At 44.2% G+C, this 15034-nt stretch carries 22 protein-coding genes and 1 pseudogene; 19 read left to right on the top strand and 4 right to left on the bottom strand.

The window, feature by feature from the left end; translation table 11 throughout:
* The first annotated feature begins 198 nt into the window (after nucleotides 1–198).
* Both BGL89_RS07405 and BGL89_RS07410 read left to right on the top strand, forming a co-directional pair.
* On the top strand, nucleotides 199–531 hold the full coding sequence (locus BGL89_RS07405; protein WP_286825144.1) for a GIY-YIG nuclease family protein: 333 nt from the start codon (nucleotides 199–201) through the stop codon (nucleotides 529–531).
* A 3-nt stretch (nucleotides 532–534) separates the two neighbouring features.
* The gene (locus BGL89_RS07410; protein ID WP_147070942.1) at nucleotides 535–741 is read left to right on the top strand and encodes a hypothetical protein; all 207 of its coding nucleotides are present in this window, start codon (nucleotides 535–537) and stop codon (nucleotides 739–741) included.
* 57 nt (nucleotides 742–798) lie between these two features.
* Here the strand turns inward: BGL89_RS07410 and BGL89_RS07415 are convergent, their stop codons facing one another.
* Together BGL89_RS07415 and BGL89_RS07420 are read right to left on the bottom strand one after the other, a co-directional pair.
* Entirely contained in the window at nucleotides 799–1092 is a 294-nt protein-coding gene (locus BGL89_RS07415; RefSeq protein ID WP_286825145.1) for a type II toxin-antitoxin system RelE/ParE family toxin, read from the bottom strand.
* Nucleotides 1077–1262, bottom strand: a complete 186-nt coding sequence (locus BGL89_RS07420) for a hypothetical protein (protein ID WP_286825158.1) — start codon at nucleotides 1260–1262, stop codon at nucleotides 1077–1079. Before BGL89_RS07420 ends, BGL89_RS07415 begins: the two co-directional genes overlap by 16 nt.
* A 114-nt stretch (nucleotides 1263–1376) precedes the next feature.
* On the opposite strand from BGL89_RS07420, the gene BGL89_RS07425 reads away from it, so the two are divergent.
* From BGL89_RS07425 to BGL89_RS07450, 6 genes are all read left to right on the top strand, one after another.
* Entirely contained in the window at nucleotides 1377–1616 is a 240-nt protein-coding gene (locus BGL89_RS07425) for a type II toxin-antitoxin system VapC family toxin (RefSeq protein ID WP_286825159.1), read from the top strand.
* A 373-nt stretch (nucleotides 1617–1989) separates the two neighbouring features.
* Complete coding sequence (locus BGL89_RS07430; protein WP_286825160.1) at nucleotides 1990–3072, top strand: sulfate ABC transporter substrate-binding protein; 1083 nt, start codon at nucleotides 1990–1992, stop codon at nucleotides 3070–3072.
* A gap of 239 nt (nucleotides 3073–3311) precedes the next feature.
* Nucleotides 3312–3692, top strand: a complete 381-nt coding sequence (locus BGL89_RS07435) for a DUF7980 family protein (RefSeq protein ID WP_002779112.1) — start codon at nucleotides 3312–3314, stop codon at nucleotides 3690–3692.
* Entirely contained in the window at nucleotides 3689–4345 is a 657-nt protein-coding gene (locus BGL89_RS07440) for a phosphatase PAP2 family protein (RefSeq protein WP_286825162.1), read from the top strand. The genes BGL89_RS07435 and BGL89_RS07440 overlap by 4 nt, the downstream gene beginning before the upstream one ends.
* A gap of 122 nt (nucleotides 4346–4467) precedes the next feature.
* Complete coding sequence (locus BGL89_RS07445) at nucleotides 4468–5466, top strand: sulfurtransferase (protein ID WP_286825163.1); 999 nt, start codon at nucleotides 4468–4470, stop codon at nucleotides 5464–5466.
* A 162-nt stretch (nucleotides 5467–5628) separates the two neighbouring features.
* Nucleotides 5629–5931: a UPF0175 family protein gene (locus tag BGL89_RS07450; RefSeq protein ID WP_286825165.1), complete on the top strand. Its 303-nt coding sequence runs from the start codon at nucleotides 5629–5631 to the stop codon at nucleotides 5929–5931.
* 85 nt (nucleotides 5932–6016) lie between these two features.
* Here BGL89_RS07450 and BGL89_RS07455 read toward each other — a convergent pair whose 3' ends face one another.
* Entirely contained in the window at nucleotides 6017–6376 is a 360-nt protein-coding gene (locus tag BGL89_RS07455; protein WP_286825167.1) for a pentapeptide repeat-containing protein, read from the bottom strand.
* A 6-nt stretch (nucleotides 6377–6382) separates the two neighbouring features.
* The gene (locus BGL89_RS07460) at nucleotides 6383–6898 is read right to left on the bottom strand and encodes a hypothetical protein (protein WP_286825168.1); all 516 of its coding nucleotides are present in this window, start codon (nucleotides 6896–6898) and stop codon (nucleotides 6383–6385) included.
* A 429-nt stretch (nucleotides 6899–7327) separates the two neighbouring features.
* On the opposite strand from BGL89_RS07460, the gene BGL89_RS07465 reads away from it, so the two are divergent.
* From BGL89_RS07465 to BGL89_RS07515, 11 genes and pseudogenes are all read left to right on the top strand, one after another.
* A complete protein-coding gene (locus BGL89_RS07465) occupies nucleotides 7328–7633 on the top strand; it encodes a type II toxin-antitoxin system HigB family toxin (RefSeq protein ID WP_158200136.1) in 306 nt (101 codons plus the stop codon).
* The gene (locus BGL89_RS07470) at nucleotides 7599–8033 is read left to right on the top strand and encodes a helix-turn-helix domain-containing protein (protein WP_286825169.1); all 435 of its coding nucleotides are present in this window, start codon (nucleotides 7599–7601) and stop codon (nucleotides 8031–8033) included. Before BGL89_RS07465 ends, BGL89_RS07470 begins: the two co-directional genes overlap by 35 nt.
* Before the next feature lie 29 nt (nucleotides 8034–8062).
* On the top strand, nucleotides 8063–8248 hold the full coding sequence (locus tag BGL89_RS07475) for a PIN domain-containing protein (protein WP_158202452.1): 186 nt from the start codon (nucleotides 8063–8065) through the stop codon (nucleotides 8246–8248).
* Between the two features lie 249 nt (nucleotides 8249–8497).
* The gene (gene cysK, locus BGL89_RS07480) at nucleotides 8498–9445 is read left to right on the top strand and encodes a cysteine synthase A (RefSeq protein WP_286825170.1); all 948 of its coding nucleotides are present in this window, start codon (nucleotides 8498–8500) and stop codon (nucleotides 9443–9445) included.
* A gap of 53 nt (nucleotides 9446–9498) precedes the next feature.
* Nucleotides 9499–9705 carry a PLP-dependent transferase gene (locus BGL89_RS07485; protein WP_286825176.1) on the top strand — a complete coding sequence of 69 codons (207 nt, stop codon included), beginning with the start codon at nucleotides 9499–9501 and terminating at the stop codon, nucleotides 9703–9705.
* A gap of 33 nt (nucleotides 9706–9738) precedes the next feature.
* Complete coding sequence (locus tag BGL89_RS07490) at nucleotides 9739–10275, top strand: MgtC/SapB family protein (protein WP_286825171.1); 537 nt, start codon at nucleotides 9739–9741, stop codon at nucleotides 10273–10275.
* Between the two features lie 205 nt (nucleotides 10276–10480).
* Nucleotides 10481–11155 carry a hypothetical protein gene (locus BGL89_RS07495; RefSeq protein WP_286825172.1) on the top strand — a complete coding sequence of 225 codons (675 nt, stop codon included), beginning with the start codon at nucleotides 10481–10483 and terminating at the stop codon, nucleotides 11153–11155.
* A 321-nt stretch (nucleotides 11156–11476) separates the two neighbouring features.
* Complete coding sequence (locus tag BGL89_RS07500) at nucleotides 11477–12052, top strand: Crp/Fnr family transcriptional regulator (protein ID WP_286825173.1); 576 nt, start codon at nucleotides 11477–11479, stop codon at nucleotides 12050–12052.
* Between the two features lie 30 nt (nucleotides 12053–12082).
* The gene (locus BGL89_RS07505) at nucleotides 12083–12721 is read left to right on the top strand and encodes a cadmium resistance transporter (protein WP_286825175.1); all 639 of its coding nucleotides are present in this window, start codon (nucleotides 12083–12085) and stop codon (nucleotides 12719–12721) included.
* 76 nt (nucleotides 12722–12797) lie between these two features.
* Nucleotides 12798–13277 (top strand): annotated as a pseudogene (locus BGL89_RS07510) (FAD/NAD(P)-binding protein); the annotation flags it as partial.
* 963 nt (nucleotides 13278–14240) lie between these two features.
* Entirely contained in the window at nucleotides 14241–14948 is a 708-nt protein-coding gene (locus tag BGL89_RS07515) for an MBL fold metallo-hydrolase (protein ID WP_286825178.1), read from the top strand.
* Nucleotides 14949–15034 lie beyond the last annotated feature (86 nt).

A 15034-nucleotide genomic window follows, 5' to 3' on the forward strand; every position in this document is an offset into this window, starting at 1 on the left:
AATAGATTTCGGCTTAAAGTCTTAGATTATAGAATTTATAGCATTTTTCTAATACACCAAATTAGCTGAAACAGTCCAGTAGGGTGCGTTAATGAAATGTAAAGCATCTTTTTCTGTGGCATGATCAGTTCGACAACCGACAATCTACCTTCCGTGTCAACGAACAACTCTGAAATACAAAACCAAGCAAGAAGCGTCTTGGATGCAATTGCGTTTACTCCCTTTGAGCAATGCCAACCCTTGAGCCAGGATTTTAGCGACATTCCTGATTGTCCTGGCATTTACGCAGTCAGGCATAGATATCAGGGATTGCTTTACATTGGTAAAACCAAAAGTTTACGAGGTCATTTTAAAGGTGGACACAAGGCTTTTTTGTGGGCTTGGCTGGATCAATACAACAGCGAAGATGTACGCATAGCAGTGCAGACAATAGCTTACTCGAAAAACCCTGCGCTACTATTAGAACTAGAGGCGATCATTTTGAGGGCGACTGAGCCACCCTATAATGTTCAAATTCCTATGGAGTCCTAACCCATGCAAGCGAAACTTTCAGAGCAAATCTCGTCCACTGATGCAGAAATTATTTTAAGACGCTTACCAGACTGGATACAGGATGCTTTGATTGCTCGCGCTACTGAAATTGATTATCCCGTTGAAGCGATTATTGAGATGGCGATCGCCAGTTTTTTAGACACAGAGGCATTAAGTTTTGCCGACTGTAAGCCAGGGCGAGGTCAATAAACGCTGTCCTATTATTTGTGATTTGAAGGGCGATCGGGTTAAACAAATGGCAAAACTCTATTCTAAAAAACCTCTAGCTCTGTGCCAAAATCTAGCGACGCTAACCTGGTGAATCGGTTCTTCAACACGATAAATAATACGATAGGGTCTAAGAATTAATTGACGGATGTTAACATCATTAAATTCTGGAACTACTCGACCTCGAAAAGGAAAAAAACCTAAGTCTTTAGTTTTATCGAGTAATTGTTGACCTAATTTTTTCGCTAATTCAGGATTCGTAATTGCCACATAGCGGACGATAGTTTCTAAATCACGAATAGCCTGGGGCGAAAGAATTACTTTGTAGTCCATGATTCCATCATTTTTTCAACCGTTTCCACTGGCAGACCCTTACCCAAGTCAATTGCTTCAAATCCCTCTTGAATAGCGGCAATAAACCTGACTTGCTCAGCGATCTCTATCAAAGAAATGTCCTCAGGGAGACGTTTAACAAGCTCAATAACTGCTTCTTTATTACTCATGGCTTCAGCCTCTGGATTCGAATAACAGACATTTTAACATACATACACAAGCTATCGCTGTAGCTGTAGGGTGCGTTCCCTAATGCAAGTCCTACTGTTCTACCAATAGATTTAATGACTGAAGTTTTTTTAGATACATCTTTTGCGATCGCGTTATCTTCCGTCACCGATCGAAATCATCCACGGGCTGTTCAGCTTGCTAATCAAATTAAGACTAACAAAACCCGTCTAGTAACAACTGAAGGTATCTTGCTAGAAATAGGTAATGCACTTTCTAAGCAAAGATACGGAGCGGCGGCAATCCAACTTTTAGAATCCCTCGAAACCGATCCCAGCGTTAAAGCCGCCAGGTGATGCGGGTCGTTAGACCGCTTCAATTTTAGGGTAATAGTTGCTAAGGTCCGCTAACTTCACCGATGAAGCCACCTAGGCAGAGGTTTTTGATCGCTAAAAAATTCTTTCTTCTCCATAAAAACGATAAAATCTCTATTTTGCAAGCATAAAGAGGCTTCAGGCGAATTTAAAGGAACATTTAAGCCATATAAATCGAATATTTACAGTTTTTTCAGCTAATCAAGCCATTAATAGCTTGATTTATTTGCATCTAACCCAGACAGTATAATTTTTTCTTCGATGTATTGAAATTGTTTTTTATTTCGTATAGAATACAATTTCAGAGAAAATACCTAGCAATCTCCCATAAATAAACAAAGGAGCCGATGACATCGTGATCCCTGATCCTAGATCCCCAAAACCGAAAACCCTATTACCTTTTATTTCTCTAGCTACGGCTGCCGTCGTCACAACGGGAATCGGACTAGCTTCTAGTCCCCTATCGGCATCGAGTAATCTGCTGGCAGGTGCGGATAAACAGCAAGCTAAACAACAAACCGTGGAAATCACCCTGGTTTCCTACGCGGTGACTCAATCGGCCTACTCGAAAATTATTCCTCTATTCGTCAACAAATGGAAAAGAGAGAAAAAACAGGATGTGGTGATTAAACAGAGTTATGGCGGCTCTGGTTCTCAAACCCGCGCTATTATCGACGGATTAGATGCAGATGTGGTAAATTTGGCTATCGGTTCCGATGTGGAACGCTTGCAAAAAGCGGGTTTAGTTAACCCCGGTTGGCAGAAAGAACTCCCCAATAACGGCATCGCCACTCGTTCCGTGGTAGCTTTAGTTACTCGTCAGGGCAATCCGAAAGCAATCCGCAACTGGCCGGATCTAGCCAAATCGGGGATTAAAGTCATCACTGCCAACCCGAAAACCTCTGGGGTGGCCCGGTGGAATTTTCTGGCCTTGTGGGGATCGGTAACTCGAACTGGCGGCAGTGAAGCACAAGCGACCAATTTCGTCCGCAATGTCTATAAAAACGTTCCTGTACTACCCAAAGATGCCCGGGAAGCCAGCGATGTCTTCTTTAAACAGGATCAGGGGGATGTGCTGCTTAACTACGAAAACGAGGTGATTCTGGCCCGTCAAAAAGGAGAAACCGGTTTTTCCTATACTATTCCTCCAGTCAATGTTTCGATCGATCCGCCCGTGGCCGTAGTGGATAAAATAGTTGATAAACGCAAAACCCGGGAAGTAGCGACGGCTTTTGCCCAATTTCTCTTTACTCCGGAAGCGCAGCGGGAATTCGCCAAGGTGGGTTTCCGCCCGGTTAATGCTAATGTGGCTAAAGAGTTTAGTAAACAATACCCAAAAGTGTCGAATCTGTTCCCCTATACGGCGATCGGTAGCTGGGAGGCGATCCAGAAAAAATTCTTCGCTGATGGGGCGATTTTTGACCAAATTCAGCGTTAATTAGTCTTGATCCGTCAGCCGTCAGCTAGATCAGTAAGTGGGTGGAATTAAATAAAAGATAGATGTTGTCTTTGATCCCCCCTTAATAAGGGGGGTGTCTGACATAACACCTACCTACTTAGATAACTGTGATTATAACTAGAAAAGTGGCTAACAACATTTTTCAAAAGTAATGGCAGAGATAGTTGATTGCTGATGGCAAAAAAAACAAAGCTGATAGTTAGTAGCTAAAAAAAAAGATGTATCTACTTGACAAAATCAAAAACGGAACCTTGGTATTGATCGGTTACTTATTATCGCCCCTGTGTTGGTGGAACGATCTAATTTTTAATCTGCCGATCGCCTACGGTTTCGGTCGTTTAATTGCTTGCTTGCACGCCGATTTTTTTCTACCGGCGGCCATGGTTGGTTATTGGTTATCTAATCTTGTGGGAATTCTGCTAATGCAATTCGGGACGAAAGAATTAATCGGTGGAGAGAAAGAAGAACGCAATTGGCAAAAAGAATTGAGAAATGGATTACTTTCCTCGACAGTTTATACTTTAGTAATCCTAGCTTTGCTGCATTTTCAGGTTTTAGAAATGCCCCTGTTATCCTCGATCGCCACTTTTTCCCCGTGATTCCAAAAACTTACTTAAACAATAGCTTAATTTTCTTGGTTATCTTGTTAACATCGCTAACTTTTACGTATTTAGCGATCGCTATTGGCCAGTATCCCCAAGGATTTGCTTGGGAAAAATCCCTGATGCTATCTATTCATCAAACCGCTAATTTAAACCTAAATTTTTTGGCGATAAAACTAACGGGATTAGGTACTTATTGGGGAGTGGCCCCGATACTGACAATTTTACTGCTGATTTTTGCCCTAAAAAAATACTGGTATGGGTTCGCTTATATCCTTGTAACCATGGCGGGAGGTTGGGCTATTAGTTATAACCTCAAGATGCTTTTTCGTCGGAATCGCCCGCAATTTTGGGAGTTATTTTATCCCTTACCCCACGATTTCTCCTTCCCTAGTGGCCATGCTTTATTTAGTTCCCTGTTAGTCGTTTCTTTACTGATCCTATCTTGGAGAACGCGCTGGTTTTTAGGGGTAGTTTTACTGGGGATTCCCTTCGTCTTGGTTATTGCTTGGACTCGTCTTTATTTAGGGGTTCACTTTCCTAGTGATATCCTTGCCGCTTGGCTTTTAGCGATCGCTTGGTCTCTCCTAGTTCATATCTGGTGGCGACAGTTATTAAAGACACCCAAGGCGATCAACAAACAAGGATAAATTAATAATTAGTTGACCGACTTGCTGCCAAGAAAAATATCACGTTATACCTAAATTTTTGGATAAAGCTAATCAAAGCCCTATAGTAATTATCGTTTGATATTCGTCGCTGACACTGAATCATGAAACCAAAACTGCGCCAAGGGAAAGGTCTATTCCTAGGACGGTTTCAAAGCCGTCCCCTTACTTTTCTCACTTTAGTTCTTCTGTGCATTTTAACCTTTACCTTAGCACCGTCATCGCCCCTGATGGCCACGTCGAAATCTGAGACCAAGATAGACTTTGTATCGCCGGTTTGGGTAGCACAAAATCTCAACGATCCGAAGTTAAAAATTCTCGATGTGCGGATTAATCCTTTGGAATATATCACCGGTCATTTACCGAAAGCGGTGAATATAGCCGACAATAATTTTCGTGGTCCAAACGGATTTTTACCGGTTCAATATTGGCAAGAGGATAAAATTGGCAGTCTCTTTGCCGCCGCGGGAATCACTAATGGCGATCGAGTGGTAGTATATTCCGATGGTCGCGATGTCTTGGGGGCAACCATGGTCGCCTATTTACTAGAGCGATCGGGTTTCCGAGATGTGGCCGTCTTAGATGGGGGTTTTAAGGGCTATAAGGGTTCTGAACAGAAGGTAACTAAAGAATTCCCTAAATATCAACCCGGAAGCTTTACTGTCCGTGATAATCCCTCGATTCGGGTGACTTTAGCAGAAGTAGAGAAATTGATCGGCAAACCGGATGTGGTTTTTATCGATCCCAGACCCGAAGAACTTTTTCAGGGGAAACAGGATATCTGGCTGAGAAATGGTCATATTCCCGGGGCGAAAAATATACCCTGGCCGACTTTTACGGAAGCAAATAATCCGGATGAATCCCTGAAAAATCCCCATAAATTGAAATCTTTAGACGAAATCAGCAAGATTCTTGCCCAACGCAACATCAAGCCCTCCGATAATATTATTGTCAGTTGCAGTACGGGACGGGAAGCGACTTTACAGTACATTGTCCTCAAACATCTGCTCGGTTATCCCAAGGTGCGAATTTATGAGGGTTCTTGGACAGAGTACAGTACCACGGAGCTGCCCGTCGCTACTGGGCCGGAAAAAGCGATCTGAAGTCAAGTTTGTCAGTGGTTGAAATCTGACGGAGTGCTTTACCTGCAAGATGCCAGTGTTTGTGCCTACTAATGAGCAGGGTATTGACGTTATTAAGAAATCTGCGGGAAGGCAGTGTCAAGAGCAACGAGAGGGGTTAAATTATCCCTCTCTATTTCACCTATGATAGAACTAACTGGTGGCTGCCCCAATAATTTTATGCAAATCACTGTTGATATTCCCGACGAAATTGCCCAGAGATTAGGTCAAACAGGAGATGCTCTGGCTCATAAACTGCTGGAAGTAGTTATTGCTGATGCTTACCGTTCTGGTGCAGTGAGTACGGCTGAAGTGCGACGAATCCTTCAATTACCTTCTCGCTTAGAAACTCATGCTTTCTTAAAGCGGATGGGAGTCTATCTTAATTATGATGAAACTGAACTAGAACGCGATCTGCAAACTCTTAAAGAACTCAGAGCGAAATGATAGTTGTCTCTGATACTTACCCGATTTGCTACCTGCTATTGATTGACCAAATTATGATCCTACAAAAACTGTATGTTCAGTTTTTCTACTGCCATCTGCTACAGTCAACAGTTGTGACAGATGGTGAATTCTTTCGTTTTTCCTCTATGTACTTATTTAGTCTTTTTTGGAACTCCTCGTCGAATATTGCCTGTTCCCAAAAACACGCAGATATAATTTGTTGTGGATTTAGGTTTTTAGCTCTTCTAAAGTCAGCTTCTTTGATATTGGCTTGATCGAAAACGGCCTGTTCAATATCCGCTTCTTGAAGTTGCGCTCTGCTGAGGTTAGTGTTCGCAAAGACAACCCCTGTAAGTTCAGATCTCTGAAGATTAGCTCCTTCAAGATTCGCTTCCTTAACTAATGCTCTTATGAGAGATGCACGATATAGATTGGCTCCTTTCAAATTAATCTAGTTCAAATAAGCTCCATATCTGTTTTGGTCTTTTTTCGACAAATCTAGATACTCTAATGACTGTCCATATTTATTAAGTTTTTCAAGGGCAATCCACTTAGTTTTACGTATATTATCTTGTGATTCTACTACCTTCCAAGCTTCTTCGATTTCCTGATTTTTGTTAGGGATTACACTCCAAATCAACGAAGCAACAGAAAAGACTATTGTTATGTTGCCGATTTGCTGAATGATCTTGAATATGTCCATTTCATTCAGCCTTACAGCCACCCATTCGATCCCTTTTTCAAGATATGCCCAGGGAGCGGTGTACCAGCAACCGATCCATTTATCCTCTTTCTTTTTCGCCTGATATATATTGAATAACTTAGTATAGGCTTCGTTTCCTATCTTGCTTTTTTTTGAGAGGCTCTCAAGTATATATTGTTTGTTTAGAGGATCTTTAATGGCATCAATTTCAGCGAATTCTTTGATTAAATAGTCTAATTCTTGAATTAAGTCGTCAAAACTCATTTACCAATACCCCATACTAAGTTTTAGTGGCGAAGGACAGGAACTAATGCCGTTAGCCTTATCTCTGACTTCTCGCCTACCACTATTCTAACCTAGATCGGGCTAGGTTGAGCTAATTTTTTGATCACGAAAGCTCGACCCCCTGAGTCTGTTGCAGCTGTTCCCAAGCATCCTCCCCCACCTCACGCACATATTCCTTTGCCTTTGCTAAGTATTCCTCCCGTTTTGGGGATGGTTTCGCACATCCAGAATACGCGAGCGCTCTGGCTGAGGATGTAGGTAACTTGCTGACTATCTTCTCCCAACAGCGACAAACTGGGAGGAGTTAAAATGATGGTTGCGTCGCTTGTGGCACTGGTTTTCGGGTTGGTCGCGCAAGTAAGGCTATGATAAACTAGAATACAAGAGCTATTCTAAATCAATAAGAATATGCACATCATCAGCCGTAAAAAACTGCGGCGATTTTCTGGAAAACACGCTGATGCTGCCAATGCCATTAATACTTGGTATAAAATTGCTAGTAAAGCAGAGTGGAAAAACCTGGCTGAAGTTCAAGCTGTGTATTCTCAAGCAGAAGCAGTTGGTAATTTCACGGTCTTTAATATCAAAGGTAATCGCTATCGTCTAATTGTAGATATCGTTTACAAAGACCAAGTAATTTACATCAAGTACATTTTGACTCACGCGGAGTATGACAAAGATGAGTGGAAAAATGACCCTTACTTTGGACTGTGATACCTACGGAAGGTTACTAGCCGAGTATCTACCAAAAGTGATAGAAAACGATGCAGAAAACGAACAGGCTATTACCCTAGCTGAAGCCTTATCTCATCGAGAAAATCGAAGTCTAGAAGAAACCACCTTGTTAAATTTACTCTTGACTTTAATCGAAAAATACGAACAAGAGAATTATCCCATTGAAGAATCAGAACCCCATTCAATACTCTGGGAACTCATGGAAGCTAACAACTTACAAGAAAAAGATTTATCAGATATACTAGGTTCAAGAACAATAGTTTCTGATATTCTTATTGGCAAACAAATAATAACAGAAAAACAAGCTGTAAAGTTAGGACAGTTTTTTCACGTTGACTCAAGTAAAAAATACAGCGATTTTAGCTTTACAGGGAAATGAGTAATTAATTTTGCGCGCGGTACTTACCAATTAGTTTTGAAATTGCTTTATATGCAGGTGAAATACGAGTAAAATTAAGAACTCAAGGCAAAACTCGTTCTGAAGCTGATATGCTAATTTCCGCAACAGCTAAAATTCATAAACTGACTTTAGTAACGCACAATATTCGTGACTTTGAAGGCTGCGAGATTTTGCTTTTCAATCCATTTAGCTAAGTTACAGTTAGTTCTATTGTTGCTGTGTATGAATATCTACTTAGGGTTTGCGGCAAAAAGTTTGTTGGTGGGGTTAGGGTGTGGGGTGTGGGGTTTTATCCATTTTCAGGACGTTCGGACGTTCGGCGAAGCTCATCAGCCAACCCTAGGTATTTGCCGTAACCCACCTACTCTAACTCAAAAGTATTGCAAAACATTTTAAATACATATATAATCAAAATAGCCAACAAGTATAAAGCAAGTGGGATTATGCCGATCGCAAGAGACATCACCCAATTGGTAGGACGGACTCCCCTAGTCCAACTGAATCGCATCCCAGTGGCAGAGGGAGTAAAAGCCCGCATCGTGGTCAAACTGGAAAGCATGAACCCGGCCGCCTCGGTTAAAGATCGCATTGGTGTCAGTATGGTGGAGGACGCTGAAGCCGCCGGACTAATTCACCCCGATAAAACAATTCTGGTGGAACCAACTTCCGGCAATACCGGCATCGCTCTGGCCATGGTAGCGGCGGCCAAAGGCTATCGCCTAGTCCTGACTATGCCTGAAACCATGAGTTTAGAACGACGGGCAATGTTAAAAGCTTACGGGGCGCAATTAGAGTTAACCCCGGGTAGCCAAGGCATGAAAGGAGCGATCGCCCGGGCCGAGGAAATAGTCGAAAATACCCCCAACGCCTATAGTTTGCAACAGTTCCGCAACCCGGCCAACCCGAAAATTCACCGGGAAACCACCGCCGAAGAAATCTGGGCCGATACCGATGGACTGGTGGATATGGTTATTGGTGGCGTGGGAACCGGGGGAACCATTACCGGTATTGCCGAAACCATTAAACCCCGTCGTCCCCAATTTCAAGCGATCGCAGTTGAACCCTCTAATAGTCCCGTCTTATCGGGAGGACAACCCGGTCCGCACAAAATCCAAGGCATCGGTGCCGGTTTTATTCCAGCAATTTTCCGCCCCGAATTAATCGATGAGGTGATTATCGTCGATGATACGGAGGCTTTTGCCTACGCGCGACGGTTAGCTCGTCAGGAAGGATTACTATCCGGCATCTCGGCCGGGGCCGCTTTATGGGCGGCGATTCAGGTGGGCAAAAGACCCGAAAACGAAGATAAATTAATCGTCATGATTCAGCCTAGTTTCGGGGAACGTTACCTCAGCACGGCCCTGTTTAAAGACCTCGAAGATATCGACTAATAGGGGACTTGCGTAGGAATAATATCCCAGCCAGATAATCGCTCTGTAGAAGAATCAGACAAGCCCTAAATGGTACATTATCAAAGCGCAAGTCCCTAGGACAGTCTTTGGTCTGTTATCCCTCTTTGATGACTCACGCAGCAATGCCAGAAAAAGAACGCTTAAAACGAGGTATAACACCGGCTTTACTACGATTATCGATCGGGATCGAGAATAGGAACGATTTAAAGCGGGATCTGGAAAAGGCCTTGATTGGTTAGGCGAAGTTTTTATCTCATTTGATGGGTTAAGCAATGTTTTTTGACTCGGAAGATTGGCAAACGATTATTTTTCGGCTGAGTATGGCTATGGCCGTCGGCTGTCTGATTGGTTATAACCGACAGCGAGGCGGTCGTCCCGCCGGATTGAGAACTTTTATCATCGTTAGTCTCGGGGCTGCCCTGTTCGTGATGATTCCCCTACAAGCAGAGGGTGATGTGGGTTATGCGTCTTCTAATGCTCTCAGTCGCACTATTCAAGGGGTCGCTTCTGGTGTCGGTTTTTTAGGGGCGGGAATCATCCTACAACAATCCCATCGGGAACTAAATAAGGTACAAGTAAAAGGTTTGACTTCGGCGGCGACTATCTGGTTAGCTGCAGGATTAGGCGCGGCTTCTGGTTGCGGTTTATGGCAGATGGTTCTGGTGGGAACTCTATTCTCTCTGTGCACTTTAAGTGGCATTAAACGACTTAAGAAAAATAAATCTTTAGGCAAATATATTAAAGGTCGTAAGAAAATATCCCCGATTAATCAAGAAATAGACTCATCGGATAGTTCAGCACCTCATTAATAAAAAAACTGATAAAAATTAATTTTCTTTGAGAGAGCAAAAGCTTTTCTTTACTAGCTTTTGGCTCAAAAAGATTATATTTTTGCCTGCAATTTATTGGCAAAAAATACAATAAATTATTTATAAAATTTCTTGTTAAATAAAAATTTGATATGATAAAATCCAGATAGACTAACCAATTTTCCGAACAGGAGAAAATCAAATCATGATCAACCGAAATAAGAGCTTTCAAAGCCTCAAAAATCAAGTTTTCTGGCTGCTGATTTTCCTCTTAACTGTCACTTTGCTCCTAGGGGGAAGAGTAAATGCGATCGCCTTGCCCCTACTCCCCGAACAGTTAGCCGTCATCGACCGTGCCACGGCAACGGGTGGCACCGTGGTGGAACCAGTTAAGAAAAAGAATGAGGTTTCTAGCCCAAAAATTCTCGAAGATGCCCAAATTGCCTATGAAAAAGCCATCCAAGCCGCAAAATCGGCTATCGATGACCTAAATGCTCAACTAGCCGCTCCTTCTCTCGACAAGAAGATTATCGAAGCTCAACAGGACAACCTAGAGGACTTAGCGGATAATATTGACGATCTAGGGGAAAAAGTGAGTAAATTGACGAAAAAATTGACCAAATCCGGGGCTAAACTCAGTGAAACCCTGCAAAACAACCTTATTACCCTAGAAAAGAGCCTCGTTAATACCTCCGAGACGATCGATATCTTAGCCGACGACACCGAACGACTCAAAGACAGTGCTTCCCCTTTCCTGAAAACTCGCGTGGAAAAGACCATCGACGCGGTTAAACAGACTCTACAGGAAAGCGATCGAGCTTGGCAAGAACTGATCTCCTCGGCCACGACGGAACTGGAGAAGACTAACACCCCGAAATAAATAGGGCTTGCAAGGGCATAAAATCAGTCTTTTTTGGGGTAATTATCGTTTTTACCCCAAAATTCTCAAAAAACCCTTAACTTGTCTAAAAAGCCCTTTTCCCGACAGCCTCGTGCTTTTGACTGACTAAGTAGGGTTTGCTGAATAAAGCTAAAAACCTTGTTGGGTAAGACTTTTAGACTTTTTGTCAATCAAAAAGTACCAGTTCTGGGAGTGATCGGGGGAAAATTCCGGGACTTTTACCCCACACCCCACACCCTACCCCCACCGAAAAACTTTTTCAGCAGACCCTAAGTACCTAATCAAAATTAATTATCAATCATGACGCTTACCTATCAACCACCAACCCCCCATCGCTGGCACTTTGATAATCGGGCAATTTTGCCCCTCAGAAATCCTAATTTCTGGAAAATCGAGAGTGGAGTCGTGAAAACCTCCACTTGGTTAGAAGATGGAACCCTGATCGTCTTGGGATTGTGGGGACCTGGCAGTTTTGTCGGTAAAACCCTAGAGAGAGTCAATCCCTATCAAGTTGAGTGCATTAGTCCTGTACAAGCAGTTTCCTTTTCCACAGTTGAGAGTTATCAAATGGCAGAAATTCTGCTGTCTCATCTTCAGCAAGCACAAGAACTAAGTATTATTCGTAGCTACAAACGTACTGATATTATGGTCTTGAAATTACTGGCATGGTTAGGCAATCAATTTGGCAAACAAACCGGTACCGGACAATTAATTGATGTGCGTCTAACTCATCAGGATATCGCTGACTTATTAGGAACTACTAGAGTCACTATTACCCGCGCACTTAATCATCTTGAACAACAGGGGTCCGTGGAACGTCTTCCTGTCCATCGTCTTCTTTTACGAGAGGAGGAAATCTGGCACTATGACATTTAGAATGGGAAGGATTATCTCTTTTTTCAATCTATGAATTGGTTAGTAACCCTTTTAATTACTAGCGTGACGAGTTTTGTAGCCACAAATCTTGATGATCTGATGGTGCTAATGTTGTTTTTCTCGCGACTTAATGCTAATTTTCGACCTCGACACCTGATTATTGGTCAATACCTCGGTTTTACCCTCATTCTCCTAGCTAGTTCCCTCGGTTTACTATTTGGGTTACTGGTTTCTAAAGAATGGATTGGTCTATTAGGATTTATTCCTCTAATTATCGGCATTAAACAACTTTTGTCAAGGGAAAATGAGGATTACATTCAAGAAGTAAGAGAAGATGTTAATTCTTCTAGAAATCGCTCCTTTGTTCCTCGTTTTCCCTCCCAAACCTATTACGTTGCTGCCGTGACTGTGGCTAATGGTGGTGATAATATTGGTATCTATACCTCTCTTTTTGCCAATAATTCCCCGATGCACGTCTTAATTATCATGATAATTTTTTATCTCATGATGGGGATTTGGTGCGCCCTAGCCTATTTTTTGATTACCCATCCCAGGATAGCTAAAGTGGTTACAAACTACGGACATAAAATTAGTCCTTTTATCTATATTGTTCTAGGGATTTATATCTTAATTGACAGCAAATCCTATCGTTTATTTTTAATGTATTAAATAATAATGCCTAAAAATTATCTTTTAGCTAGACCAAGTAATACTAACTCTTTAACCCTTACCATACCCCTTATCTATGAGCTACATTGACCGGAATCAATTTTCTTCAACTTTCGACATCGCCATTATCGGGGGAGGATTTAGTGGTTCCCTCGTGACGGCGAACCTATTACGCGACACGGGGACTCCATTATCGATCGCCCTGATCGATCACCGAAAACCCCTCGGTACGGGGATCGCCTACGGAACGCGAGACAGCGGCCACCTGCTCAATATTCCTGCGGGCAAAATGAGTGCCTTCGAGGACGATCCCGAACATTTCCTCCACTGGTTAGCGGATAACGGCTATCGATCGATCGATCCGGCCAGCTTCGTACCGCGTCTAGTGTACGGCAAATACATCCGATCGATCCTAGAAGAAGCGCGGGAAAACGCCATTGCCGATCACCGTCTGGAAACATTTACCGATGCGGCGATCGATCTGGTACTCGACGGGGAAAAGGCGACGATTACCCTAAAAGGAGGCAAGAAAATCAGCGCCGCTAAAGTAGTTCTGGCGCTGGGCAATTTTCCCGCAACGGTTCCCCAACCCCTCGCGTCTCTCAATTCCCTCTATCTCCGCGACGCTTGGGAGACGGACACACTCACCGAGCTAAAACCCGACGGGACGATCTTGATCGTCGGTACGGGGTTAACGATGGTGGATATGGTGGTTTCCCTGGCACAAAGGGGATTCACGGGCAAAATCCACGCGGTTTCCCGTCATGGCCTGATCCCCCGAACGCACCGCCCCACCGATCCCTATCCCCCGTTCCTCACCCTCGAAACCGCGCCCCAGACCACGCGGGGACTCCTACGGCGAATTCGCGCGGAGGTAAAAACCGCAAAGAGTCGAGGTCACGACTGGCGCGCCGTTTTAAACGCCTTACGCCCGATATCTCAAGGTCTATGGCATTGTCTGCCGATAGCGGAACGCGCCAGATTTCTACGCCACCTGAAAGCCTATTGGGAGGTTCTTCGCCATCGCCTCGCCGACGAGATCGCCGGTATCCTCGACGAGGCCGTAGAATCGGGACAATTAACCTATCATGGGGGAAGAATTGAAAGTGCTGAGGTTAAAAACGGCTGTGTAGAGGTTACTATCCGTCAACGGGGAACGGGAAACCTGTTAAACCTACCGATCGATCGAATCATTAACTGTACCGGCGCGGGTAACGATTACGCGACCATAACCGATCCCCTCGTCGTTCATCTTCGCCAACGGGGGTTAATCCGTCCCCATCCCCTAGGTTGTGGCATCGAAACTGCGGACAACGGGGCGATTCTCAGGCCAGACGGTACGGCATGGGACACGCTGTACACCTTGGGAAATCCCCGCAAAGGCGATCTCTGGGAAACCACCGCTATTCCCGAACTGCGTTTACAGGCGGCCGAACTGGCCCGGGAGTTGTTGCGATCGCTCAAAGAGAGAACTTCTCTCCCCGCAGCCTACTCGATCGCATTCCAGCCGGCAGCGCCGATTTTCCGCCAGCTTTTCGATAGGGAATCGAGTACCTACACCTATCTGATCGCTGATTCGGGTACGGGGGAGGCGATTTTAATCGATCCGGTCCTGGAACAGGTTGATCGCGATCGGCAAATTCTTTGGCAGTTGGGGTTAAACCTAGGCTACACCATGGAAACCCATGTCCACGCCGACCATATCACCGGCGCGCACCGCTTACGGGAGTTAACCAACTGTTCGATCCTCGTTCCCGAAAACGCCGAAGTGAGCGATATCGATGGTTATGTACGCGATGGCGACCTCTGGATCGTGGCAGGTCAGCAGCTAAAAGCGATCGCCACTCCGGGCCACACCGATAGTCATATGGCCTATCTCATCGATGAAAAACGCCTATTAACGGGGGATGCACTTTTAATTCGCGGTTGCGGTCGTACCGATTTTCAGAACGGTTCGCCGGAGGTGTTATACAAGACGGTAACGGAGAAGTTGTTCACCCTCCCTGATGATACGCTGGTCTATCCCTGTCACGATTATCTGGGAAGAACGGTCTCCTCGATCGGTGAGGAAAAGCGCTGGAATCCCCGTTTCGCCGGCCGCAATCGCCAGGATTTTATTCAGTTAATGAATAATCTCAATCTTCCCTATCCGAAGAAGATGACCGCTGCCTTAAGTGCCAACGCACGGGGGGGTAAGGTGGTTTTCGTCATGGATTATCAGATTTGACATCCTCGCCGCCGTAAAACGGACGGCGATTCCTCACCACGCCACTTTTTTAGGGTGGTCGCTGAACGGAGTTGACGCTTCACCGA

This window comes from Microcystis sp. LSC13-02, assembly GCA_002282935.1.
In the GTDB taxonomy this organism is placed as follows: domain Bacteria; phylum Cyanobacteriota; class Cyanobacteriia; order Cyanobacteriales; family Microcystaceae; genus Microcystis.